At 52.3% G+C, this 26,212-nt stretch carries 16 protein-coding genes; 8 read left to right on the forward strand and 8 right to left on the reverse strand.

The genetic code is table 11. From position 1 onward, the window contains the following. Positions 1-37: 37 nt before the first annotated feature. The 7 genes from C3B51_RS01885 to C3B51_RS01915 all read right to left on the reverse strand — a co-directional run bounded on the left by C3B51_RS01885 (position 38) and on the right by C3B51_RS01915 (position 10,843). Complete coding sequence (locus tag C3B51_RS01885; protein ID WP_130243966.1) at positions 38-2,896, reverse strand: TolB family protein; 2,859 nt, start codon at positions 2,894-2,896, stop codon at positions 38-40. A gap of 175 nt (positions 2,897-3,071) precedes the next feature. Next, a complete protein-coding gene (locus C3B51_RS01890) occupies positions 3,072-3,311 on the reverse strand; it encodes a hypothetical protein (RefSeq protein WP_125718489.1) in 240 nt (79 codons plus the stop codon). A gap of 97 nt (positions 3,312-3,408) precedes the next feature. After that, positions 3,409-4,704: a sensor histidine kinase gene (locus C3B51_RS01895; protein ID WP_130243967.1), complete on the reverse strand. Its 1,296-nt coding sequence runs from the start codon at positions 4,702-4,704 to the stop codon at positions 3,409-3,411. Next, entirely contained in the window at positions 4,694-6,058 is a 1,365-nt protein-coding gene (locus C3B51_RS01900; RefSeq protein ID WP_130243968.1) for a sigma-54-dependent transcriptional regulator, read from the reverse strand. The genes C3B51_RS01895 and C3B51_RS01900 overlap by 11 nt, the downstream gene beginning before the upstream one ends. A gap of 632 nt (positions 6,059-6,690) precedes the next feature. Further along, the gene (locus tag C3B51_RS01905; RefSeq protein ID WP_130243969.1) at positions 6,691-7,704 is read right to left on the reverse strand and encodes an IS110 family transposase; all 1,014 of its coding nucleotides are present in this window, start codon (positions 7,702-7,704) and stop codon (positions 6,691-6,693) included. 218 nt (positions 7,705-7,922) lie between these two features. Next, the gene (locus C3B51_RS01910) at positions 7,923-8,777 is read right to left on the reverse strand and encodes a D-hexose-6-phosphate mutarotase (RefSeq protein ID WP_130243970.1); all 855 of its coding nucleotides are present in this window, start codon (positions 8,775-8,777) and stop codon (positions 7,923-7,925) included. A gap of 107 nt (positions 8,778-8,884) precedes the next feature. Further along, the gene (locus tag C3B51_RS01915) at positions 8,885-10,843 is read right to left on the reverse strand and encodes a methyl-accepting chemotaxis protein (RefSeq protein ID WP_130243971.1); all 1,959 of its coding nucleotides are present in this window, start codon (positions 10,841-10,843) and stop codon (positions 8,885-8,887) included. A gap of 239 nt (positions 10,844-11,082) precedes the next feature. Here C3B51_RS01915 and C3B51_RS01920 point away from each other — a divergent pair, with 239 nt between their 5' ends. Further along, entirely contained in the window at positions 11,083-12,354 is a 1,272-nt protein-coding gene (locus tag C3B51_RS01920) for a carbohydrate porin (protein ID WP_125718498.1), read from the forward strand. A 234-nt stretch (positions 12,355-12,588) separates the two neighbouring features. Beyond that, positions 12,589-12,987, forward strand: coding sequence for a YbaN family protein (locus C3B51_RS01925; protein ID WP_125783486.1), 399 nt, complete (start codon positions 12,589-12,591; stop codon positions 12,985-12,987). A gap of 26 nt (positions 12,988-13,013) precedes the next feature. Here C3B51_RS01925 and lspA read toward each other — a convergent pair whose 3' ends face one another. Further along, positions 13,014-13,520, reverse strand: coding sequence for a signal peptidase II (gene lspA, locus C3B51_RS01930; RefSeq protein WP_240701831.1), 507 nt, complete (start codon positions 13,518-13,520; stop codon positions 13,014-13,016). A gap of 194 nt (positions 13,521-13,714) precedes the next feature. Here lspA and C3B51_RS01935 point away from each other — a divergent pair, with 194 nt between their 5' ends. From C3B51_RS01935 to C3B51_RS01960, 6 genes are all read left to right on the forward strand, one after another. Then, positions 13,715-14,476 carry a substrate-binding periplasmic protein gene (locus C3B51_RS01935; protein ID WP_130243972.1) on the forward strand — a complete coding sequence of 254 codons (762 nt, stop codon included), beginning with the start codon at positions 13,715-13,717 and terminating at the stop codon, positions 14,474-14,476. A 276-nt stretch (positions 14,477-14,752) separates the two neighbouring features. Then, positions 14,753-16,066, forward strand: coding sequence for a tetratricopeptide repeat protein (locus tag C3B51_RS01940; RefSeq protein WP_130243973.1), 1,314 nt, complete (start codon positions 14,753-14,755; stop codon positions 16,064-16,066). After that, positions 16,056-17,318, forward strand: coding sequence for a FecR family protein (locus tag C3B51_RS01945; protein WP_130243974.1), 1,263 nt, complete (start codon positions 16,056-16,058; stop codon positions 17,316-17,318). Before C3B51_RS01940 ends, C3B51_RS01945 begins: the two co-directional genes overlap by 11 nt. Positions 17,319-17,329: 11 nt before the next feature. Then, on the forward strand, positions 17,330-23,131 hold the full coding sequence (locus C3B51_RS01950) for an Ig-like domain-containing protein (RefSeq protein WP_130243975.1): 5,802 nt from the start codon (positions 17,330-17,332) through the stop codon (positions 23,129-23,131). A gap of 33 nt (positions 23,132-23,164) precedes the next feature. After that, entirely contained in the window at positions 23,165-23,983 is an 819-nt protein-coding gene (locus tag C3B51_RS01955; RefSeq protein ID WP_125718510.1) for an MBL fold metallo-hydrolase, read from the forward strand. Beyond that, a complete protein-coding gene (locus C3B51_RS01960) occupies positions 23,980-26,208 on the forward strand; it encodes a CHASE2 domain-containing protein (protein ID WP_130243976.1) in 2,229 nt (742 codons plus the stop codon). The genes C3B51_RS01955 and C3B51_RS01960 overlap by 4 nt, the downstream gene beginning before the upstream one ends. The last annotated feature ends 4 nt before the right edge of the window (positions 26,209-26,212 follow it).

The following is a 26,212-nucleotide window of genomic DNA, read 5'->3' on the forward strand; positions in this document are numbered from 1 at the left end:
TAGATCAATGAGTTATAAAACACAAAAACCTGATAACTTACAGCGCATACCACAGTCCCAGCCAGGCACGTAAGGTATCGTCGGCCAGATCGCTTTCTACCCGAGCAATGCCCAAATCAAAACGCAGATCGGTCACCCCGGCAGGCGCAAACCAGTTTGCCCACCCCAGCGCCTGCTGACTCAAATCGAGCTGCCATTTCACGCCGTAGCTTTTGGCAATGCGCTGACCATCAAAACGGTGATGTTTGATAAACACTCTGGGCTGCCCGAGCTTCCAGCTGGATGCCAGCTCATAGCCATAATAATGTCGGCCCGTTGCGAACTGAAACGGCAATTCAGGACTCAATATCAGATCGCTGCGTGTACGCCCGCTCAGCAGGTTGTTGTCAAATCCCCCCAGCCGCATGGCCTGCGAGGTACGATACTGAGACTGCACACCCACAAACCAGGGCCAGTCCCAGGCTTTGCCAAACCCCTGCCAGTCATAACCATGTCCTGTGGCGTCGCCACTGAGCAAGGCGCCCTTAACCCGATACCCCAGCGCAAAATCCTGGCGGTAGTTATACCACCCGTGATCTAACCCGGCCCACTGCGTGGTGATGGCCTGCAGGCCTTCATCATCGTAGTGGGTGATCGCGGCAAAAGGCGCAATGGTCAAGGTATCAAAACGCCATTCATGACTCAGGCGAGTACTCATTCCCATGCCATTTAACCTTGCCAGCTGCGCTTCACCGTGCTGGCGGCGGCTATCAAAACGATAGTCGCTCAGGTGAGCATCAAAACGCCAGTCTCCCGAACGGTAGCGCAGGGCCGCAAAGCTGCCATTAAGCACATTATCGCTGCTCTGGGCCAGCCCCAACTGCCAGGACAATTGTTGCAGCAGGTCGCTGCCTTTCAGACCGACACTCAGCAGCTCACTGCTGGCCGTACTGGCCTGGGCTGATATGGCTGCCGACACGTTTTGCGCCAGCCACTGATAGTCACTGTGGGTCACCGCCGTATCATCAGCATCATAGATCTGTGCACCGGGTAGCACCACCGGATCGGTCTTACCCAGCGGCACCGCAAAGTCCTCGCTGAGCGCGGTCACTAACTGCTCACTGACCTGGCTGTCCAGTTCATGTAATCGGGTACCCAAAGGCGTAGAGTGGGCATAAAGCAGCGGCTGCGCGGCACGCACTACCAGCTGCTCAAACACGGCTTGCCCTGAGGTCACCTGATAGAGGCGATTGTGTGTTAGATCGTAACGATAGATACCCAGCTGAGCGTCCAGCCCGGCGATAAAGTAGATCCCCAGCCCGTCTTGCTGCCAGGCCGGCGCGGTCAGGTACTGATATCCCTGAGGCATTGGTACACTTTGTATTTCAGCCGATTGCAAATCTTGTATATACAACTGCCAGTTGCCGTTGAGGGCGGTTTTGAGATAAGCGAGCTGGCGTCCATCCGGGGCAAGCTGCGGATAGTCGTAGACGGTGCCCAAATCACGCTCACTCAGGGGCGTCACTGTCTGACTGCCTAGCTCAACGCGTACCAGCTCAGAAAAGCCATCGCGCACCTGTTCAGCATACAGAGTATCACCATCAAGCAAAGTAAATCGGCGGATCCCCAGCTCTCTGGTGAGCCGGGTGACCTCCCCTGTCGGAATGTGCCAGCGATAGAGGTCGTTAACCCGGTTATCCCGCGCTTCGTTCACCCGGGCACGGGCCACAAAATACAGCGTGTCTTTGTCCTGCCACTGTGGATACTGTGCCCCGGCAAAGTCAATGGCGGCCAGCTCAGCCACCAGTTCACGCTTAAACACAGCGGGCGGCTTGTCTTTTATGTCTTGCGGATCGGCATCTATAATCGCTTGCTGTGCCTGCTCAAAGGCTTTTTTTGCTGCGCTATTCTCTTCGGTTTTATACACTCTGAGCCAGCGTTCGCCGTCCTGATTGCGCTCAGTGACTGCCATTTTCGCCCCATCGGGGGATAACACGGGATCGCTCGCCGCGTAGTCAAATTCGAGCCATAAAGGGCTGTTCAGCACGCTCAGCGAGCGCTCTTCGGTCATCGCCAGATAGGTGTATTCGGCAATAAAACGCCGATACAACTGCGCCGCACTTTGCCCAAATACGCCTTTAAAGGCATTTTCGAAGCTACGCTTATGCACCCCGTGTACACGCGTCCAGACGCCGTCCAGCGTTTCTTTACCGTGGTTATCCTCCAGCCAGGCCAGAAAGCGCACGCCCAGCAAATAAGCCATGGCACTGGAGCGATAACTGCCATCCCCATTGCTCAGCGCGCCGTAAGACAACAGTGCCCCCTGGCGAGCAAAGGCGCGCAACAGGGCCTCACTGTAGTTATCGTAAAGGCGCCCGCGCCCCGTCAGTCGTGATTCCAGCAAAGTGGCATAGCCTTCGGCCACCCAGCGGGGCAACACGGCACTGGACAGATCGTAGATATCGAACCAGTCACGCAAGTGCTGACGCCAGCGACTGCGGCTGGGCTGAGACAAATGCACCAGATGGATATATTCATGGAGGATCAGCAATTGCTGCCAGCCGGGGCTATTCGCAACCACAGAGTCCGACTGAGGCGGCGTGGTAAACAGCGCCATTAAAGGGGTGTCGGTGCTTGGCAGGGCAAATCCGTTGGCGCCATTGATGGGGTCAAACACTATCACGTCAGCAATGCTGTCCAGCGCCCGACCCTGCTGCTGTAGCACCAATGTTCTGACCAGTTCCAGCTCTGTGGCGGCAGAGCGCGCCCAGGCCTGCTGAGCCGGGGTATAGTGTACTCTGAAATGCTCGGTATGAAGTGTTTGCCAGTCACTGGCACGCGTGTGGGTAGTGAATATCAGTAACAACAATGCAGCGCACCATGCCACAAAGTGAGTCGTCGTCAAACGCACAGCCATGCTCATCCTCGATTGAGTGATCCTAAACAGGCTTAAGTATGGCAAACAATGTGCTTGAAAATTAGTAGGTATTTATCTTTTGAAACACTTTAAAACAACTTGGGTTAAGCCTTGGGTTAGGCCTTGGGTTAGGCCTTAGGTTAGGCCTTAGGTACGCCTTGGGTTAGGCCTTAGGTCAGGCATCTGTGTGCTTATCCGGCGACCCTATCATCTGCAATATCCCCCCCGCCACAGCAAACACCGCCAGTGCGGCGGGCAGGCTCAGCCCAGCGTAAACCTTAGCCAGTGCCAGGATACCCGCGCTGCTCCAGGCAAGCAATACCCTGAGTTTGGCCGTCATCAAACTGGCCAGCCTGAGCTGGCTGACACACGCAGTCGCGATAATAAATAAGATTAAAGGAATTAAAACCAACACAGTCCACTCCCGGGTCAGGGTTTGCTGGCCTTATAATACGGCGTCAGCTCAGGTTAAGATCAGTCTGAGCTTCATTATACGCAAATGATAATTATTATCAACTAGGTAAAATCATCTTGATTATCGCGCCTGGTCGCTCATTGTCGTTCGTATTGGCCACCTCGAAGTGGCCATCATGGCATTCGATCACGTGCTGACTGAACGTCAGGCCGATACCCTGGCCATCTGCCTTGGTGGAATAAAACGGTGTAAGGACATTGTCGAGGTTGGCAAATCCGCCTCCTTCGTCTGCAACTTCAATCACCACCGCCGGGCTGAGATAATAGCTGCGCAGGCGTACCCTTTGAGCCGTCGGACTGGCTGCCTGATTGGCCTCAATGGCATTTTTAACCAGATTGATCAGCACCTGCTCAAGCAAATGAGGATCGCAGTTGCACTGATGGGCCTGACAGTCCAGTTCAATCTGCTGTGTGGGATGTTGCGATGTAAACAAGTCTCGGACCGACTCAAACAAGGACCCCAGTGGGATCTTTTGGATCTGCGGCTCTATGGCTTTGCTGATCTCACCATAACGCGCCACAAAGTGCTGCAAATGCTGGCAGCGCTGCTCAATCACACTCAGTGCCTGTTGCTCTCTGGCAGACGTTGTGCGCTCTGCCAGGCTCTGTGCCAGTGAACTGACCGGCGTCAGTGAGTTACGAATTTCATGACTGATCACCCGGATCAGCTGTTGCCAGGCCGCCAGCTCTTTCTGCCGCAATGCCTTGGTAATATCAAGTGCCACCAGCAGGCTGTGGCGGGTACCCTGCTCATAAAAGTAGCTGCTGTGGAGCTGCCAGCGGGCCGCCTGAGCATGACTGATAAACTGCCAGCTCTGCTGTGCTTCTTCCAGCCCAAGCGAGGTAGCCGTGGCGCCTTTATAGTGTTGCCAAGGTTGTCTATACAAGCTTTCAAATGCTTGATTTGCGTAGCTTAACCGCGAATCCTCGGTAAACACCAGAATCGGCGTGTTAAGCTTGTCGATAAGCTGATAAATCACGAATATCTGTGAGTTATAACGCGATTTCTGCTGATGTAACTGCTCACCTAGAGCAATCAGTTGCTGTTCAAATGCCGCCACCTGACCGGATTCAAAGTGTGGCCGCAGCTGCTGACTAAAATCCGCCTGCAACATGGCTTCGAGCTGCCAGTGTGCGCGGGAAAAAATTCGCTTCAGCTGTGCCAGCCGCTGTTTATGCAGACACCACAATCCTCCGCTAACTGCACTACTAACGAGCACAATCTGCCACCAGGGCAGCGCCTGTTGCCACAACACCCCGGACAGCAAGGCCACGATTACCAGCCCCAGCAAGGCCAGATGCCAGTGCAGAGCGCGCTCAAAGTTAGCTTTCACTGCGCAGCCCGTATTTATCCAGACGACGATACAAAGACGATTTGGTCAGCCCCAGTGCTGTTGCCGCTTCGCTAACCCTTCCCTGGTGGAGCGCCAGTGTTTGCTCAATCAGTGCCTTTTCGACTTCGGCCAGCGTAGCGCCTGACGCGGGTGACGCTGGCTTATGTACCTGTTCAGGCTTGGGGCTGGCTAAGCGCAACTGACAGTCCGCAGCGCAGATCTGTGCCCCTTCACTGAGCAATAAGGCCCGCTCCATCACGTGGCTGAGCTCACGAATATTGCCGGGCCAGCGATAGGCCAATAGTGCAGCCTGCGCGCCGCTGTCCAGTGGTTTAGTAGCCAGCTTATAACGCGCCGCATGACGCACCAGCAGATGCTCTGCCAGAGGCACAATATCATCCAGTCGCGCCCGCAGTGGCGGCAGTTCAAAGGTAAAAGTATTGATGCGATAAAACAGATCGCTACGAAAACGCCCTTGTGCCACATCCTGCTCAAGGTCGCTGTTTGTCGCACAGATAAGGCGAATATCGGTACGTTCGGTACGGCTGCTACCGACCTTTTCATATTCCCCGCTTTCCAGCACCCGCAGCAGTTTAGCTTGCTGGGTCAGGGGGATGGTCGCCACCTCGTCGAGGAATAAGGTGCCACCATTGGCCAGCTCAAAACGGCCACTACGCTGTGATTTAGCATCGGTAAAGGCCCCTTTGGTGTGACCGAACATTTCACTTTCGAATAAGCTTTCAGGGATCGCGCCCATATTGACGCTGATCAGCGGCCCGCCGCTGCGTGCCGACTGTTGATGGAGCGTTTCCACCAGATGGCTTTTACCACATCCACTTTCGCCACACAGCAACACACTGGCATCTGTGGTCGCGATCCGCTCCAGCTTACCAAGCAGCGTTTGCATTGCCGCAGAGCGCCATGAATAAGTGGGCAACGCTACTTCAGCATCCGCTGTCACACTGCGCTTTGCCTGCAATACACTGAGTTTACTCTGCTTACGGATAGCATCCAGCAGTTGCGCGTTTTGCCAGGGTTTTTCAATGAAATCAGCGGCCCCCAAACGCATTGCCTCGACGGCCAGTGTCACACTGCCCCAGCCGGTCAGGCAGATCACCGCCGGTGGCCGGGACTGAGCTTGTAGCCAGCTCAGAAAGGCCAGCCCTTCATTGCCGGATGTGGTGTCGCGGGTGAAGTTCATGTCCAGCAAAATGAGCGCTATCTGTTTACAGCTCAGAAATTGCTTGGCGACCTCCGGGTGCTCGGCTTCAAACACTTCAAAACCATGATCTTCAAGCAAAAATGCGGCGCTTAACCGCACCTCTGGGTTGTCATCAACAATCAGTACCGCCATCGTATTCCCTGTTCGTCTATCACTGTGTGCAGAATACGGGAAATTGGCAAAGACGAAAAGCACCAGACAGGCGCTTGTCTTATCTGTAGTTTTCGTTCTTAAGTTGGGGGCGCCGAGTTGGGGGCGCCAAGCTAGGCACTGCTGCTCGGTCAGTTTGCGGAGTATTCCAACCATTGATATGACTTTGCGTAGTTCCCGTGTTGAGCACGGGATGACGAAGTGTCGAGTGTAAGATGGCAGCGTAGGGTTTCATCGCAAACGGCGCAGCACTTGCTAAAGACGCCCATTTCATCTCGCACAAAGGCCGCGCTAGAGCACGGCTTTGCACGATAGCTGCGAAGCGTTGCTTCGGTCTGTGTTGAGGTACGAGTGGGCACACTTATATGTACACCTCGACTCTGTCCAGACTTTTTTAAGGTTTAGACAACTAATCTTTCATTCTTTGATCAACTGGTTAAGCTGCTTACGTATATCCGGCCTGTTTGTAAGGTTCGTCGACCTTTGGCCCTAATGAGAACCGCCCCTCTGCTGCTAATCGTCCTTTCGAATTTGATGTTTCTATGTGTTCATCAGCGTTCACAGAGGTCGGTTTAACCTGTTAAATCATTACCTCACTTGCTTAGTAGGTGGGATTATGTTTTTTTGTACTCTGTTTTATTTACCAACATTGACCAGATTATTCGAGCTAGTTTATTTGCCACCGCAACTACTGCTTTGTGTTTGCCCCGGCGCTCCATTACTTTCTCTGCCCAATTCGATAAGTCATCATCACTTTGTTTAGCATAACGTAAGACACTCCATGCTCCTTGAATGAGCAAGCGCCTGATATATTGATTGCCTCGTTTGGTTATGCCACTTAATTTTTGTTTACCTCCACTGGAGTGCTCTCTAGGGACTAACCCCAAATTTGAAGAGAAGTGCCTGCCATTTTTAAAGTGCTTACCATCGCCGGCAAAGGCTTTAATTGCTGTGGCCGTGATGGTCGATACACCTTTGATCTTCATCAATCGCCGACAATCTTCATCTGACTTTACTTGTGAGCGCATTAAAGAGTCTACCTCACTTAATCTTGCTTCCATTTCTAGCCACTCTTGCCTGATATTGTCTATTAGATGTCTGATGCCTGAACTTAGGTTATTTTCTCCATCCTCTAAGATTTCTGGTAACGTCTGCTTTAGTGCTTTGTCCCCTGGAGCTATAACAATTCCGTACTCGTTCAATAATCCGCGTAGTTGGTTTGTCAGCCTTGTCTTTTGGCTCACCCAGCGGCTTCTCACTTTATGCAGCATGGAAGATTCTGTTTGTTCCAGGCTTCTCGGCTTTACGAAATACATGCTCGGCCTTACGGCAGCTTCTGTGATAGCAAAGGCATCGTTTCTATCGTTTTTATTTCCCTTAACAAAGGGCTTTACGTGAATTGGTGGGATCAGTCTTACCTTGATGCCTAGCTTTTCTAATTCACGTCCCCAGTAGTTTGAGCCTGAACAAGCTTCCATCGCGACAATAGCGTCTGGATAGTTCAGCAGGAATGGCAACAGCTTGTTTCTTTTTAGTGCTTTATTAAAAATAGGCTTTCCAGCCTGGTTAACACCACAGACTTGAAGCGTATTTTTTGCCAAATCAATTCCAATTAGACATACTTTCATTTGAACACCTCTTGTGATTTATATTGAATCGTCAAATCAATATTGGCGCATTGCGACGCCGTTTGCACTTGAGGTGTTCATCTCATCATCCATGTGGAGGGCATCAGGTTCGGGCCCTAAGGTTTGCGCAGCGTTCGCTAAAATGGCTCATTTCACCTTGCGCAAAGGCCGCGCTAAAGCACGACTTTGCACGATAGCTGCGAAGCGTTGCTTCGGTCTTACTGAAGCCAACAGATTTTGGTGGTTAGGGTGTGGGATTCACCCGGGGCCAGGGTGACTGCGTCGTCCATCACATTGGCCGCTTCAAGGCACAGCATAGTATGGTATTCGTCATCACGGAAATTGCTCAGACGTTTCGATTTTTCTATCCAGGGGTTCCACAACACGCAAGAGCTTGAGTGCTCGCGGCCGACGTGAATCTTGCCGTCCGGCGTTTCAATAATTTGCACTTCAGGTGCCTGGGTATAGACCATATCGGTTTCGCGGGCAAACGTGACCACCTCATCCTGAGTAAAAGGCCCTTCACCAAACTCAATATACTTAGCGCCTTGCAGGCCATCCACGCGGGTTTGCGTTATTGCCGGGGTTGGAAAGTAAGTATGCAACGCCTGAGTCAATGAGAAGGTTTCGCTGCCGGTATTGGTATTAGTGAGTTTGACTTCGAGCTGCTCGCTGAGCACAAACTCGACCGTCAAACTGGATTCATGGGGCCAGAAAGTGCGATCTATGCTGGCCATTGGTAAAGACAAGATAATGCGGATAGCCGACTCGTCTTCTTCAACCCGCTCTGCACGCCAAACCTGCTTACGCGCAAAGCCATGTGCCGGCCAGTCGGGTTCGGCATGCACACCAAACCAGGGCCAGCAAATCGGGATACCGCCACGGATAGACTGACCTTCGAGATAGGTTTCGTCCTCGGAGACCCACAGCAGGTTTTTCTGCCCTGCTGGAATGAATTCGGTGATCTGTGCACCCTGAAGATAAATTTTGGCCTGACACAGCGGTCCGTTAACGTCAAAATACTCCAGGCCGGACTCGGTACGTGCCAATTTTACTGAGGCAGAAAGTTCCATATAACACCTATTTTTAAACTAAAACTGGCACTACCTTACCTAAAATGTCTGGGCGGCGTAAGAGCCTCCCAGCGAATATGAGTGATATTCATCACGCGGTGCTGACATCACACTTTGAACTGACCAACCAGCTGGGTTAATTGCTCGGATAAACGCTGCATTTTATCGCCATTTTCGCTGGTGTTGTTCGCCACATCGCTCACGCTGTCTGCGGCATTTTTTATTTCAATCACGTTGCGGTTAATGTCTTCTGCGACGTGCTGTTGCTCCTCCGCCGCGGTGGCGATTTGCGTGTTCAGATCGCTGATGGTCTGAATAGACTGGGTGATTTCGCTGAACTGACTTTGCGCAGAGCCGGTCAGCTCGACCGTTTTGTCTGTGCGGGTCAAACTGCTGCGCATATCCTGCGATACGCCTTCTGTCATTTTTCTCAACTTGTCGAGCTGCGAGGCAATTTCTTCGGTCGACTCTGAGGTGCGCTGCGACAACGCCCTGACTTCGTCGGCAACCACCGCGAAGCCGCGACCATGCTCTCCCGCCCGGGCAGCCTCAATGGCAGCATTCAATGCCAGTAAATTGGTTTGCTCGGCAATCCCTCGGATCACGCTCAGGATCGACATAATGTTCTCACTTTCACTGTCCAGCTGGTTAATGTCAGACGTGGCCCGTTTGATCACATCCGACAGCGCCGCCACACTGTCTACCGCTTCCGACATCACAGACTGGCCCAGCTCCGAGGCTTGCTGGGTTTGCGTTGCCAGCTCTGCGGCATTGGCACAGCTGGACGCCACTTCGTTAGCAGTCGCAGCCATTTGATTAATGGCCGTTGCTGCCATTTCCAGCGCCTGTTGTTGCTGAGCGGTGGAGCTGGTCAGCTCCTCCGACTCCGTCGCCGTCGCTCGCGCGGTTTGATTGAGCTGCTGGGCACAGGCATTAATGTCAATTACCAGTTGTGCTATCAGGTTAAGAAAGCTGTTAAAGCTATCGGCCAGCTTGCCGGTTTCATCTTTGCTGTCGACTTGCAGGCGCTGGGTCAAGTCGCCCCCGCCCTGAGAAATGATGGTCAGGCCATCACTGACTTCTACGATGGGACCGGATAATACATGCGCAATGTAATTCGCCAGCACTACAAACAAGGCCACCAGCACCACGCTGAGGATCACCAGCGTCCAGGTCATGGCATTGGCTGCGGCCATCACTTCGCTTTGCTCCACAAAGGCAATGAACTTCCAGCCCAGTTTCTTTGAGGTATAAATGCTGGCAAAGTAGTCGGTGCCTTCAATCTGGATTTCATATAAGCCAGACTGATTGGCGGCAAGGGTCTTATACAAGCCATTCTCGACCTGTTTTACGTCTTTAAAGCGGTAGTCGCTGTGTTTGGCATCAACCAGTATTTTACCTGTGTCTTCCACCAGCATCAGGTAGCCCGTTTCGCCCAGTTTAACCTCACGAATGATCTTGGTCAGACCCTGCAAAGACACATCCATACCGGTCACGCCAATCTCCCGGCCATTCGATCTGACCGAGCGCACCGTTGATACAATGGCCATGTCATCGGGGGCCCAGTAATACGCATCAGTCATGGTGGTTTTACCACCAGCCGCTTGTCCGCTATGGTACCAGGGCCTTGGTCGCGGATCGTAGTTTGCGCTCACCTCCCCCTGCGGCCACTGAATATAGCCGCCTTCGGTGTTACCAAAATAGATATACGCAATGCCCGGATGGGTATCACCAAAGCGCTCAAACAGGTCGTAGACTGCTTGTTCAACCTCACTCCCTGCGCGGGAGTTAAGCTGACTGGCGGTGCTTTTATTGGTGTAAACCTGTACCTCGCTTTGTGCCCGGGTAAGCTTAGGGTTAGTGGCCAAGAACTCCACATTTTTAGCTATTTCATCGAAAAACATGCCAATCCCGTTATCAACCTGTAAGGCTTCCCGGCCACTCATTTCAACAAACTTATCGAGCGCCAGTTGTCGGGTTTGGGTCACTATCAAAACGGCAATGATTAAAATAGGCGAGACAATGGCAACGATAAAAGCCAGCCTGAGCTTTTGCGAAATGGTCATTGGATGGATTCCTCACTGGGCTAATTAACTGCGCCAAAACGCTGAAAACGCGTATACCGACTGTTGCTAATTAAAGCGCACGATACTAGTCAAAAATATAGTTGATACTTGTGCAACTATCCAAAGATTCAGGAAATTTCCCTCCGCTCACGGCCAATTACTTGGAACCTGAGTGCGGATAGTCTAGGCTATTGAGAGATAATTTATTCTCACTAACTCAAACAAACGGGTGTTCTCCCATGCTAAAACTCTCTCGACTCATGACGGCTCTGTGCGGCGCTATGATGTTGTCTTCTGGCCCTGCCATTGCCAGCGAAGATGAACTGGCACAGCTAAAGAAGCAGCTAGAACTGCTCCAGCAGAAAGTTCATAAAATGGAACGTGAGCAAGCACGTGAAAAAGCACAAGCGAAAGCCGATAAAAAGGCACAGCAGGCGGCGCCTGCCAAGCCCAGCATTAAAGTAGGCGGAGCGGTTCGGACTAATCTCAGCCACACTTCCTACGATGACGACAACAAAAATCGCGGCGGTGATTTTGACTTCGATATTTTTCGGCTTAACTTTTCGGGCAATGTGGGTGGCTTTGGCCTCAATGCCGAGATCCGCTTTTTCGACTACATGACCGCGGTCAAGTATGCCTATTTACACTATGATTTTGCCAAAGACTGGCAGGCTCAGGTGGGCATGACCAAAGTGCCTTTTGGTAACTGGCCTTATAATTCTCACAATTACTTCTTTAACACCACTTACTATATTGGGTTAGAAGACGACCACGATATGGGTGTGTTGTTTAAGCGTAAGGTTGCCGACAACTGGCAGCTGGACCTGGGCTTTTTTAAGAATGACGAACTCGGTGGTGTGGATGGCTATGTCGAAGATCGCAGCGACCGCTATTCCTACGACATAGTAGGCTTTCGTAAAGCGGGAGACGGCGTATACGACGACCCCACTCAGCCGCTGGGCGAATACAACACCTTTGCGGGTCGTTATGCCTATCACTTTAAACACAAAGGGGGCACGACAGAGGTAGGCGTCTCTGGTCTGAGTGGCGGCCTGCATGATGGCACCGACAGTGCCGGTGATTATATGGCCTGGGCAGTTCACCTGAACGGTAACTATGGCCCCTGGAACTTACAATTGCAGCATGGCGAATACGAGTATGACGTCGACACACCAGCCACACGCATGGCGGTTGGCGCGTATGCATTTTTCGATTCTATTGCGGCCGAAGCCACCATGAGCAATGCTAACCTAGCCTACAGTTTGCCTGTGGAGTTTGGGCCTATCACAGGCCTGCAATTCTACAATGACTACGGCATTATCTATGATAAGTCGGACGACAGCGAAGACACTTGGATGAACGTGACTGGCGTGTCACTCTCTGCTGGTGCCTTCTTTACCTATATCGATTATGTGCTTGCGAAGAATCAGCCGTTTGTGGGCGGCTCCATCGCGGGTAACAGCGATGAAACGGAACGTCGTTTTAATATCAATATTGGTTACTACTTCTAAATACCCACATGGCAGCAGCCCATCGGTTGCTGCCTCCCCTAGACGTTTAAAGCTCAGAGATACCACCGCGTCGATACTGCCCTGAAATACAACCCTGTTCACTCATCGCTAAACTGGCTAAATATTACACGCAACGCAGAAATATTACAGCGGCTACTCGTGCGTGTGTTTTTGGCTATAATGAAAAAAGTAACAACGAGATAAACCCATGGGATAAAACCGGGAAGGACAGCGATGAAAAAACACGCACAAAAACTCTTTAACCGTTGCTTCTGGTTGCATCTTGCCGGGATCTTATGCGTAGCACTGGGCTTTATTGGCATGGCTCTGCCGGTCATGCCAACCACCATTTTTTTTATTCTTGCGCTGGCCTGCTTTACCCGCTCGAACCCTAAGCTAGCCAACTGGCTGCTGGCCCACCCTAAATTTGGCCCTACACTGCATGCCTGGCACACCCATCAGGTAGTACCGGTCAAAGGCAAATGGGGCGCGGGCCTTGGGATGTTGCTTGGGTTCATACTCTTGTGTATGACCACGGCCCCCTGGTATGTACTACTTGGTGTGGCACTGACCGAGCTACTGGTCATGGCCTATCTGCTTAGCAAACCTTCCGAGTTACCCGTCAGCCAATAGCACGCTGATGAAGCCAACAGCTGATGTCAGGTTTTCTGCGTGGCCACATGGTGATTGTGGCTGGTAAAGAGGATCACCATCACAGCACCACACAGGATAGCAACATCGGCAATATTGAACACTCCCGTGCGAAACTCACCAAGACCCAGGTTAAGAAAGTCGATCACTGCACCATTGTTTAGTACCCGATCAATTAAGTTACTCACTCCGCCCGACAACACCAAAGACAGGCCCGTGACTTGATTGCGGTTTAGCTCAGCACCTTTTAGCGTGTACATTAGTATCGCCACAAGTAGCAAACCTATCACCCCAATAAACAAGACACTGCGCAGTGGCGGCGGTAACTCACTGCCCAGACTCAGAAACACCCCGCTGTTTTCCCGATATCCCAGGCGCACCAGATCAAACCAGTAGCTGGTCATCTGCCAGCCATTGAGGTAATAGCTGGCAAACCACTTGCTAAGTTGATCCAGGCACAGACCCGCTCCGGCTATCAGTGATACCCAATATATACGCTGTTTTGTTGTCATCATGTGTTGTCTTTGTTTGTTGGCCATAAGCCAATATAAAACGCCCATTGTGACATCGGCATGACGGGCAAAGTGAAATCTACATTGTTTAGCAGATCCGAAACACAAGATTACAATTACGCGTAATACTTGCCAGTGCATATCAATTGAGGCAATTTCAGCTACACTAAAATCAGTCTGTGAGTAGGGAGGTTGTTGTGCGCAAGTTGATGTTCATGGCACTGTTTTTATGCCTGCTTAACGCCTTCCCGCTCGTCGCAAAACCTATGCTGCTTGGGAGTCATAGCGTGTGGCCACCCTATGTGCACAGCGATGATAGCGGCCTCAGCTATGAGATTATTGCCGCCGCCTTTGCGCGCAGCGGCGAAGCTTTTGCCCTGGAGGTTGCCCCGTTCAGCAGGGCAATGCGGCTAGCATTAAACGGCGAGATAGACCTGATCCCGGCGCTTTGGTATACCCGCGAAAGATCAAAGCAATTCCTGTTCAGCGACGCCTACTTACACAACGAGCTGATATTTATCTCGCGCGCCGATCAGGCTCTGTCCTTTTCCGGATTAAGCTCTCTGGCTGGCAGGCGGGTATGCATGATCCGTGGTTTTGCCTATCAAAACCTGCTTAGCGGACACCCAGATATCAGTGTTATCACACAACTGCATTTAACTGAGTGTCTGCGCCAGCTCGACCTTGGCCGGGTCGATGGTTTACTCGCCGATCGCATTGCAGCAGCCTATGCCATCAGTCATCATTTTCAGCGTGACACCTTTACCTTACACACTCAGGTGGTGGCATCCTGGCCATTGCATATTGGCATTGTCAAAAGCCATCCGCGTGCACGTCAGCTTATCGCACAATTCAATCAGGGCCTCAGCGATATCATCGCGGATGGCACCTACCAGCAACTACGCGCACACTTCCCTTTAATCAACCCAGGTCTGCCTGACAGCACCCAGCCCAAATAAAACTCAGATCACCACACAAACATGAATTGTACCCGTAACTTCGAGTGAATTATTGCTGGCACTGTCTATAATTTAATCACACTCTCTTGGTCCGTTAACTTAAACTGATAGGGATTAAGCGGTTATGCCTTTATCAGTGATACTTTGGCGTATTGTCGGTGGCTTTCTATATGGCAGCCTGAGGCCACCATCGCACTGTGCCTGAGTATTAAATAATGCTTACAAACAAAGTTGACCGGCAGTACCAGAGAATAATCGAACCTTGGGTGATCTGTTATGCAGCTATTACTTCATCGCGCGTTTATTCCGGTCGTTTTACTGGTTGGACTGCACAATAGTGCCGCTCTGGCCGCAGCGACGCCGCTCACACAACTCAAATCAGCACTGGATCAGGGCCAGTTTGAGCAAGCCTACGCACTGGCGCAGTCACAATTCGAAACCGCCGCAGGCGATGCTGAATTCGACTTTTTGTACGCCAGAGCCGCGCTCGAAACGGGCCATTATAATGAGGCCGTTTTTGCACTTGAGCGCGTGCTTGCAGTCAAGCCCAACCACCAGTCGAGCTTGTACTTGCTTGGCTTAACCTATAACAAGCAGAAGAATTACCCACAAGCTGCCAGCACGCTCAATAGCCTGCTGACCACCTCACTCAGCGATGAATTTAGACAAAGAGTTGAGCGCGCGCTGGATGCCATTGAAGACAATCAGGCAAGTATGGCGCAGCAGCTTAAGCATCGGGTATCACTGGCGCTGGGTCACGACAGTAACGTCAACAGTGGGACCACCGATGACCGTATTGTAATTGGCGGCCTGCCTATTTTGCTCGATGACAGCAGCCGCGAAGCCTCAGATGCCTTTGCCCGCACCAGCTACCGCTTTGATGGCCGCTGGCAACAAACCCAGCACCAGGCATGGCGGGCCAATATTCAGCTTTCAGATCAACGCCATCAGGACAGTGATGAATTCGACAGAACTCAGCTCAGCACCAATGTAAGCTATGTTCAGGATATCGATGATCTGCAACTACATGTGGGTGCGCAGTTGGGTGTAATGTCACTCGATTCAGCAACCTATCAACAGGATGCCGGCGTGTTTGGCGCACTCAGATACACCATTGATGAACACTGGGCAGCCACACTGAACATCAGCGCATTTAACCTCAATAACGTCAGAGACAGCGAGCTCGACAGTCGCCTGTATACCTCCGGGTTAGCCATCAGCCGTGCGGCCCGCAACTGGTTAGTCCGCGTCAGCGCAGGGTACACCTGGCAACCAGCAGAAGAGCCGACAGCAGAGCACTATGCGCGCGATTACGCCCATTTAAGCGCCGCTTTGGTATATCGGCTCAATGATGCACACCGCCTTAACGCCAGGATTCAGTACCGTGATATAGAACATCGCGCTGCACACCCCTTCTTTTTGCAAGTGCGCGACGAAACGCTCCACATCGCTCATCTGGGCTGGGTGTACCAGATAACCCCCGCATGGGGCCTGGAAACCAAGCTGGCTTATTACGACAAAGACAGCTCACTGCAACTGTACAGTTATGATCGTACTGAATGGTCTTTAGGAGTACATTATGATTTCTAATCCTCGCACCCGCTGGCAGCCACTCAGACACGGCACACAGTTGACTTTGCTGCTGTCCAGCTTGCTAACCGCTCATACCAGTATCGCAGCCCCGGCAGGCAAAACCCTGATGTCTCGGGGGCAGGTAGTAGCAACCGCCAGTGACAGTGCCGCACAGCGGACACTTAAACGCCGCAGCCCGGTGTTTGATGTTGATGTGGTCAATACCGGCCAGCAAAGCAATGCGCAGCTGCGTATGCAAGATGGCGCCCTGATCGCGCTGAAAGAAAACACGCAACTCATTATCAATGAATATACCGGCGCTTCCGAGGAGGATGGCTCGGTTGTGATGGAGCTGGTAACGGGCGGGTTGCGCACCATCACGGGCAAAATAAAAGGCAATAAAGACAATTACCAGCTTCGCACCCCGGTGGGCAGTATCGGGATCCGGGGCACCCACTATGAAGTGGAATGGCAGGGTGATACCTTACTGCTGGCCGTCTGGGATGGTACCATTGAAGTGGACATCAATGACGAACCGCTACTGCTGGGCCAGGAAGGTAATTTTTCCTTTGCCACGGTCAGCCAAAGTGGCGAAGTCACTCCGCTGCTTGCACCACCACAACAACTGTCACGCCTGACACCCAGCGCTCAGGCAGCCACCAGCGGCAGCGACCCGGATGCACAAGACGATGCCGCTAATACTTCAGAAACCAGTGAACTGGATGACGCCCCTGGTGAAGCAACCACACTGGCCATAGCACAAACCCCGGTAGCCACAGCTCCCGCCACTGAAGCTGCCTTTGAAGCCGCCTTACCGGATGTTGGCCGTGATATCTCAGAAAACAGCTTTATCACTGAAGAGAACCTCGACACCGTGGGGATTGATCCACTCGAAGATCTGCTGGCTGAACGTACCGGAACTGCATTGTACTCACAGCTGGAGCGCGCCGAGTTTAGCTCTTCCGCAGGTGCCGTCAGTAATATTCAGATGCAGATCAACGTCGACTTTGACAACGGCACCGTGCCACAAGGCGTTTTGTCTTTTAACGATCAGCAGGGCGAGTGGTTTGCCGCCTTTAATGGCCTGATAGACGCCAACGGCATGACCTTAGGGGTGAACTTTGCGTCACACGGGCAAAACCTCGCTGAAGGCACGATCGACACCCAGTTTAGCGATGAGCTGAACAAGTTACGTGGCAACTTTAATTTGAATGAAATTGATGAGCCGAGTGTCACCGCTTCGGGCTTGTTTATTTTGAGTCAACCTTAGGGGGACGGGGGATGAAGCGCTCGCAATTACACCAACTGGGCATTCTGACGCTACTTTGCACCGGGCTATTATCGGGTTGTTCAGGCGATGGTGACAAGACAACCACCACATCAGCAAACCCTGATACAGGCACACCAGCTGCACAAGATCACAACGAACCGCAGCCGGATGCGCCATCAGGCCAGGCCAATCTGATCCCTTTTGACTATCAGGCCAGATTTGCTAACCGTAACCTGGCCGCCCGTCAGGTGGTTAATACACAATTCGTCAATGGTACCGGCACTGTGCTCTTCCCCGAAAATCAGCGCACCTACCGGGGCAACCTGACCGTCTCTCTGGATGCCATTACTGATCCCGATGGGGTAAGCCGGGTGCTGCTTGGCTTTGAAAACGCGCAACAGGCACAGGTTTTGTGCGATGGTAATTGCAGCGATCCATTCGCATTTACTGAAACAGGGGTCAACCCGGCCAACTTCTCACAACAGCCCGGCAGTCTGCAATTGCAGGTCTGGGTAGAAGACAATGGTGGCAATCTGAGCACCGTTGCCACCCAGCAAATCACCTGGTTACCACGCAGCATCGCATTTAACAGCACCCCACGCAGCGACGGCAACGCAGCGCTCGACTGGCAGCCATTGCCCAGCTTGTTGCGCTATAACGCATATCTGGCAGAGTCGCCCATTGATGATGTGCGCACCATCACCACCTTGCCGGGCGCTCAGCGGGTCATAGCCCTGACTGACTCCGCCCATATCTTCAGCGGCCTGGACCCACAAAAACACTACTACACCCGGATCACCGGCATAGATGGCAGCGGTGAAAGCGCTTTTAGCGAATCACGGATGCTGGCAGCCACCAATCTAATCACCCCGGTGGCCGTGGCTGACAGCTTTAGCGGTGTACAATTTGAGTCTATTTCAGGCAACCTGCTTAGCAACGATAACGCCAATGGCCTGACACCACTGACACTGGTCACCACACCGGTACGAGCCCCGCAGAACGGCACCGTGATGCTGTTTGCCGACGGCCGCTTTACCTATGTACCCCGGGAAGCCTTTTTTGGCACAGACAGCTTTCGCTATCGCATCAATAACAGCCAGGGGGTGACTGCCGAGGCCGAGGTCAGCTTACTGATTGAACGCGTCAATCAGGATCCCATCGCCTTTGACAATCACTACGCACTGGCACAAAACAGCGTGCTGACCGTCAGCGGCACAGGGTTACTGGTCAATGACTTCGACTTCGATGGCGATGCACTCACGGTGAACACCACCCCAGTGACGGACGTGCAACATGGAACGCTGACACTCAATTCGGATGGCAGTTTTAGTTACCAACCCGAGCCGGATTTTACTGGCACAGACAGCTTTGAATATCGGGTAGAGGATGGCAATGGCGGCTCAAACACGGCCACCATCACACTGCTTATCGAAACCGAAGTCAGTAACTTTCCGCCAGTTGCTGTAAATGACAACTATCAGACCAACGAAGACGAGCAGCTGTTTGTCGAGATCCCCGGTGTGCTGGAAAACGACAGCGACGCCGATGAAGATCCGCTCACTTTATCAATTATTGAACAGCCCAACATGGGTACGCTGGAACTCAGCGAAACGGGCAGTTTTCGCTACACCCCGCAGCAGAACAGTTACGGACAAGACTATTTTGTGTATCAGATAGACGATGGCACAGCCAGCGTACAAGCATTTGTGATAATTGAAGTTATTGCGGTGAATGACGCGCCGCTGGCCAGCGACGACAGTGTGACAGTGGCTCAGGGACAAACCATCAGCGTTTTGGTTGCAGCCAATGATCAGGATATTGACGGTAGCCTGGATCTGACCAGCCTGACCCTGGTTGAAGGGCCCAGCCATGGCAACGTCAGCCTGAGCAGCGACAATACCCACTTTATCTACCAAAGTGACGCCGACTATCGCGGCAGTGACAGCTTTACCTACCAAATTAAGGACGATCTGGGTGCCGTTTCTAATATCGCGAATGTGTTTATTGAAGTAACGGGAGACAATATCGCCCCGGTCGCCGCAGATGACAGCGCAACAACACAGCAAGAAAAGCCGGTTACCATAGATGTACTGGCCAACGACAGCGACAGCGATGGCAGCCTGAACTACAACAGCCTGAACGTGGTGACGGCACCAGAAAACGGCAGTGTGGCACTCGATACGGTAAGCCTGGGTGGCTTTATTTACACCCCAAACAGTGGCTTCTCGGGCAGTGATACTTTCACTTATCAGGTACAGGACAATGAAGGCAGTGTATCTAACGCGGCAACGGTGACTATCACGGTTGAGCGACTGAATATGGCCCCCGTAGCCAGCAACGATAGCGCCTCCGTCGAAGTTGCCCAATCCGTCACGATTGCAGTGTTGGATAACGACAGTGACACCGATGGCACAGTGCAAGCTGGCACCGTTGAGATAGTGCAAAGCCCGCAAATGGGTAGCACAGAGGTCAGTAGCAACGGGACAATTACCTATATTCATACCGGTACTTCTGAAGGGGAAGACAGCTTTACCTATCGTGTTCAGGACGACCAGGGCGCATTCTCTAACACCGCCACCGTGACCGTCACCATCACGGCCCCGGATACCACCCCGGTGGCCGTGAATGACAGTGCGCAAACTGACAAAAATGAGGATGTGGGCATCTCCATCCTGAACAATGATCTGGCCAAAGGACGCGATCTGCTGATCAATAGCATTATGATTGTTATTGAACCGTCCCATGGCAGTGCCTTAATAGATTCAGCCAATGGCATAGCCTTTTACGTCCCCCAATTTAACTTCGTAGGCAGTGATAGTTTTAGTTACGTGGTGAGCAACGACCTAGGCGAAATTTCCAACGTTGCGACGGTCACCATCACCGTGAACGACAAAAACTACGCACCTTCTGTGGAGCCCGGGTCGGTAGAGATAGAGACCAATATCAGCAACGGAGCGCTGGTTTTGCAGATCAGTGCCTCAGATCCGGATGGCGATACCCTCAGTTATCAGCTATCTGGTACCAATGCGGCGCTGTTCTCGGTTGATAGTGCGGGTAAAGTCACCGTGGCCGATGCCGAACAACTTGCCAGCAATGGCGCGCAAACCTATGTGCTGACGGTTACCGTCTGTGACTCCGGCACACCTCAGCTCTGCGCCGAAAGCGAGATCAGTATTTTTGTTACCCAGAGCGCACCGCGTTACATTGCGACTAAGCGCAGTGCATTTGGCAATGATGGCAGCTTAACATTAGCGCTAAATGCCAGCCTTGAGTTCCATAGCCCGGGGCAAACAATTTTACAAAGCGATGGCAAGTTAGTCAGTGTCGGAGCCGTAGGTCATTATAATGATACAGCCAAACGCAATATCCATCGTGCGTACGTCAGCAGACAGCTCAGTAATGGCCAGCCGGATAATGGCTTTGCCGTATCGGGTAACTTCGACAGTGACTTCGGTATCGTCATTGACGGCATACCTCATGATGTTTGGGCAAAAGTTGCAACCATCGACGATCAAGGGCGTATTTATGTCGCCGGGTATGTCAGCTTCGCAGAACCAAATGAAACGGTCAGTTCGCAGCAGTTATTGCTGTTCCGTTTACTGAGTAACGGTACTTTGGATACCAGTTATGCCAATGGTAATGGCTATATGACGTTACCGCTGGGCAGCAATGTCTTTGTGACCCCGGTCGCCATTGCGCTGGAAGACAATGAAACAGTCACGGTCCTGAGTAATATTAGCGCCACAAGCACTGCCACCTCAGGCACAGTCACGCTATCCAGGATCACCGCGCAAGGCGAGATAGTCGCTACGCAATCGCTGGCACAAACGCCAACCAAATATGCACGTGGCATGGTTACCTTACCATCCAGTGATTACCTGGTATATGGCGAGATCACGTCGACCGAAACAGGTGAGGATGTGATGCTAGTGCGTCTCACACGCAGCACTCTGGCGCCGGATACCAGCTTCCAGGAGGGTGGCTTGTTACAAATCAACATTACTGAGGTACCAGATAGCGCACTAGATGGCAGTGCATTTAATGACACTACCCGCCATGTACTAGTGAAGGACAGTAACACGCTGCTGGTCACCGGGCTGACAACACTTGATGAATCCGGTGAAGTGCGCTCTGCATATTTGCTGCAATTAACCATGGACGGTGTGCTGGATAGCGCATTTGCGGGCACTGGCAAGCGCGTCTATCAGCTCAGCGAGCTTCCGACAGATTCAGCCAACGACATATCAGACTATAGCGCTTCCGGTATTGGTATAGTTGCAGACAGCGACACCTATTACCTCGGCCTTCAGCGCAGCATCTTTGGTAATGATCAGGTTGTACAGGTGGTAAAAGTGGGACTTAATGGTGAGATAGACACCAACTGGCTGCCGGGCAGCAATGGTTTCAGCATCTACCACGGCACCGGGCTGAAGGCATTCAACTTACTCGAAACACAAGGTGGACTGTTGTTCAGTGGCCAGAAGTTTACCTACCTGGGTAACAATTACCTGTCAGAACACTGGCTGAGTGAAGTGACTACAGCAGCAGAGCTGAACCAGAACTTTGGGTCCTTTGGTCAGCGCACTGTCAGTGTTGGACGTCGTGATGAGGAATTTGTCGCTGGACAATCCTCCACATTTAGTGGGTCACTGGATCATCTTCTACTCAGCGGTCAGGCCAACAACTGGCAAAGCACCCCACAGGCCGTGCCCTATGTACTGAAATTGGATAATATCGGGCAAAGGAGCAATTCCTTTGCCAACCTGGGCCTAGTATCCACAGTGCCGCTAACCACCATGGGTCTCATGTCCAGCTCCACTGTTGGCGCACTTAACGAAAACAGCGATGGGTCTGTTTTACTGAGCGCTTCGGGCACCGTGTCTGTATCAGCAGGTGATGAACAGGCCATGGCTACGCTAGTCAAGTTCAGTAACTTAGGGACGCTCGATAGTAACTTTGCCAGCAGCGGCGTGTTGAGCCTCAAAGCCAGCGACTATCAGGCAGACGCCACAGCTTTAGATCTCACTCAGCTGACGATATTACCAAGTGGAGATATTCTGGCCCTTGGTCAGGCCACAGAGAGCTGCCACACCCACAGCAAGGCCTTTATCATTTCCAGTTCAGGAGCCTTGTCGAATTTCTTTGAGTACAGCGTCCCCGCAATGCACAGTTGCAGCGCCAATGCACACAAAGTGTCTATGATCCATACTGTAGGGAGCGCCCTGGTTGGCGTTGGTCAGAGCCAGCCGGGACCAACACCGCCGCAGCTGCTGCTTGCCAAGGCCAGTGTGACAGGTACACCCGATACCAGCTTTGGTACAGACGGCCTGGCCTTGCTGGATATTGGCCTGAGCGCGGGTGATGACATCACCCTGAGAGGATCTGTGGTCGATGCCAGCCAGGGCTTTATTGTCTTTGGCTACGCGGGGACCAGTAACTTTGTGGTACGGGTGACCAGCTCGGGGGCACTCGATACCAGCTTTGCCGATGGCGGTGTGCTCAAGTTTGAGCAACTGTCTGGCGAAGCCGTGCGACTGAATCAGGCCTGGATAGATAGCAACGGCAAATTATTGTTGTTTGCCCAGGCCAGCGGCTCTAACGCTTTATATGTTGGACAGTTACTTCTGAGCGAATCACCAGGTAGCTGGGATACCAGCTTTGATGAGGATGGCGCCCAGTTGTTCAGTAGTTCGGTTAGCGGCGAGCTGAAAACCGTACTACAACAAAGCAGCAGTACAGAGTTTGTCTTTGTAATACAGCAGTCGTCTCCCGCCAGGGTGAGTTTACAAGCCGGCCAGGTAGTTCAACAGTGACGAAATAAGTAAAACGTCACCAAAGGGTTAGGTATGAAAATAAAGTTCTATGGTGTGCGGGGGTCAACCCCCACACCTGGCCCAACAACCGTGCACTATGGGGGTAACACAGTGTGTGTCACCCTTGAGAGCGACGCCGGTAAGCGCATCATTCTGGATGCTGGCACCGGGCTGAGGGTGCTGGGCCAGGAGTTGATGCATGTCCGCCAGCCTTTCTATATTTTATTGAGCCACAATCACTGGGATCATATTCAGGGCTTTCCCTTTTTTATTCCTGCATACATTGCCAAGCGGCAGATCACCATAGTGCCCGGTGTCACCGAAGAGCATGCCCCGGACGCCATCTTAAAACAAATGCTGGGGAGCTACTTTCCTGTGCCGCACACCACTTTAGCGGCTGACATTCAGGTTGTGCCACAGGCTCAGGATCACTGGCAATACGAGTGCTTTGATATTCAACGCTGCGCCATGAACCACCCAGGCGGTGGCAGCGCATACAGAATTGCCGCTGATGGCATCGACGTGGTCTATGCCACCGACAATGAACTCAATCCGCCCGGCCTGCCTGTTACTTCATTTCAGCAATGGGTGGACTTTGTCAAGGGCGCAGATTATTTGATCCACGACGGTCAGTTTGTGCCCGATGATTACCCACTCAAACATGGCTGGGGACATTCACTTATCAAAGATGCCCTGCTGCTGGCCGAGCAAGGCGCGGTGAAACACCTGGTTTTAATCAGCCACGACCCGGACCGCAGTGACGCAGCCTTGGACCAAATAGCGGCGGATATTAAGCGCCAGAACAAGCCCTTTATCACGATTCTGGCACGCGAGGGATTGACTCTGCCATGAACCTCCCGCGATTGTGGCGTAAATACTATCAGCAATGGCTGTGCGGCATTTGCCTTATCGCCCTTTTTATCGTGCTGCAACTACTAACACTGTCTCCTGCCTCACCCTATGGTGAAGCACTGAAACGTCTGGAAGGTCTGGGCTATGATCTGCGTCTTAAATCAACCCTGCCTATGCAGTCACGCTCTTTTTTACCGATAGTGATCGTTGATATTGACGAGCCCAGCCTGAAACAAATCGGCCGCTTTCCCTGGAGTCGTCATGTGATGGCGCGTTTACAGTCTCAGCTGGCCGATGCTGGCGTTGCTGTAATTGCCTACGATATCTTATTTTCCGAACCGGAATTAAACCCGGCACAACAAGTGCTGGATCACCTCAGCAACACCGCTACGCCAGTCGTCACTGAGGCATTGCACGCCCTGGCACCGAGTATTGACGCCGACGAGGCATTTGCCAGCCGGCTTCAGGATACAGATACCGTACTTGGTCTGCTGTTTGAACATCAGCCTGAGATCCGGGTGGGCACTTTGCCCGAATCCATTTTTTTCAGCAGCATTGCTGCCACCGCCTTGCCCGTTCCGTCCTTTGCCGGACATGTCGCGAATGTCACTAAATTACAGCAAAACAGCCCTGGCAGTGGCTTTATTAATAGCGCCCCCGACAGCGATGGATTTATTCGCAACTCTATGCTGCTGGCCAAGCATCAGGGACAGCTCTATCCGGCACTGGCACTGGAAGCTGCACGACTTTATACCATGGCCGAGCAGGTTGAAGTGGTCACTAAGCCCTTTGGTGCTGGGCATAGCGTGGAGGGGATCCGGCTGGGTACTGCACTGATACCGACAGACGACTATGGCCGGGTGAATGTGCCTTATCGCGGCCCGGCTTTTAGCTTTCCCTATGTCTCCGCCGCAGACGTGCTGAGTGGTGAAATAGATAGAAATTTATTTGATCAAGCGATTGTGTTTGTCGGCACGTCTGCCGTTGGCCACGCCGACCTGCGAACAACCCCGGTGGGCGTGCAATACCCCGGGGTAGAAGTACATGCGAATGTCCTTGAAGGTCTGGTGTTTCCCGAGCTGTTACCAAGCAGGCCAAACTGGATGGATGGCGCCGTCATTATGCTGTTGTTGTTACTTGGCTTTCTGTGCGTCCTGGTTTTGCCCAGACTCGAGGTGCTCGGGATAGCGGTCTTTACACTCTGCCTGAGTGCCTTGTTTGTGGTGCTGAGTGCCTACTTATGGGTTGCCCTCAGGCTGGATTTACCTCAGGTTGCCATTCTGGCCATGTTAGTCAGCCAGGCGATGATCCTCGGTAGCCTGGGTTTTGTCCGGGAGCATAAAGAGCGGCTCCAGATCAAGTCAATCTTCGACCAATATGTGCCACCGGCCCATATTCAGGCCATGCTGGATAACCCGGACAGTGTTTCTATGGAAGGTGAAAAACGCGACATTACTGTGCTGTTTGCCGATATTCGCTCCTTTACCACCATCTCAGAATCCCTCGATGCCGGACGGCTCAAGTCTTATCTCAACCAGTATTTTTCGCCTATTACACGGATCATCTTCGAGCATCAGGGCACCATAGACAAATATGTCGGTGACATGGTGATGGCCTTTTGGAATGCACCGCTGCCTGTTGCACAACATCCTGAGCTGGCAGTACGCTGTGCCATGGCTATGCAAGAACAGGTGGAGGCGCTACAAGCACCGATGCGCGAGCAGTCCTTACCTCCTTTTAAAATTGGTATTGGCCTCAATACCGGAGATATGAATGTAGGCGATATGGGCTCTGAGTATCGTCGCGCCTATACCGTGCTGGGCGATGCCGTTAATCTGGGCTCCCGCCTTGAGGGCCTGACCAAGTTCTATGGCGTCGGGATCCTGATCAATGAAACCACCTATGCCCAGTGCCCGGGACTGATATGTCGCCCGATTGATAAGGTCAAGGTCAAGGGTAAAAACCAGGCAGTGACTGTGTATGAACCCATTTGTAGCCATGATGCGATATCTCCTGAAATAAGCGATGAGCTGGAGGCTCATCAACAGGCCTGGTCACTTTATTTATCGCAACAATGGCAGCAGGCACTGTCAGCTTTTACTAAACTTAAAGAGCGCGCCCCGGAGCGAAAAATTTATACGCTAATGAGCGAGCGGATCCTGGTTTTACAGGCTAATCCGCCCGGTGCGCAGTGGGATGGCAGTTACACCCATACATCGAAATAGCAGG

This window comes from Pseudoalteromonas rubra (assembly GCF_004212645.1).
Classification (GTDB): Bacteria; Pseudomonadota; Gammaproteobacteria; order Enterobacterales; family Alteromonadaceae; genus Pseudoalteromonas; species Pseudoalteromonas rubra_G.

Coding starts and splice junctions, on each gene's coding strand:
- C3B51_RS01915 (WP_130243971.1), bottom strand. CDS start 10,843: ATGACCATTTCGCAAAAGCTCAGGCTGGCTTTTATCGTTGCCATTGTC.
- C3B51_RS01945 (WP_130243974.1), top strand. CDS start 16,056: ATGATTTCTAATCCTCGCACCCGCTGGCAGCCACTCAGACACGGCACA.
- C3B51_RS01940 (WP_130243973.1), top strand. CDS start 14,753: ATGCAGCTATTACTTCATCGCGCGTTTATTCCGGTCGTTTTACTGGTT.
- lspA (WP_240701831.1), bottom strand. CDS start 13,520: ATGATGACAACAAAACAGCGTATATATTGGGTATCACTGATAGCCGGA.
- C3B51_RS01925 (WP_125783486.1), top strand. CDS start 12,589: ATGAAAAAACACGCACAAAAACTCTTTAACCGTTGCTTCTGGTTGCAT.
- C3B51_RS01960 (WP_130243976.1), top strand. CDS start 23,980: ATGAACCTCCCGCGATTGTGGCGTAAATACTATCAGCAATGGCTGTGC.
- C3B51_RS01920 (WP_125718498.1), top strand. CDS start 11,083: ATGCTAAAACTCTCTCGACTCATGACGGCTCTGTGCGGCGCTATGATG.
- C3B51_RS01885 (WP_130243966.1), bottom strand. CDS start 2,896: ATGGCTGTGCGTTTGACGACGACTCACTTTGTGGCATGGTGCGCTGCA.
- C3B51_RS01905 (WP_130243969.1), bottom strand. CDS start 7,704: ATGAAAGTATGTCTAATTGGAATTGATTTGGCAAAAAATACGCTTCAA.
- C3B51_RS01910 (WP_130243970.1), bottom strand. CDS start 8,777: ATGGAACTTTCTGCCTCAGTAAAATTGGCACGTACCGAGTCCGGCCTG.
- C3B51_RS01950 (WP_130243975.1), top strand. CDS start 17,330: ATGAAGCGCTCGCAATTACACCAACTGGGCATTCTGACGCTACTTTGC.
- C3B51_RS01955 (WP_125718510.1), top strand. CDS start 23,165: ATGAAAATAAAGTTCTATGGTGTGCGGGGGTCAACCCCCACACCTGGC.
- C3B51_RS01900 (WP_130243968.1), bottom strand. CDS start 6,058: ATGGCGGTACTGATTGTTGATGACAACCCAGAGGTGCGGTTAAGCGCC.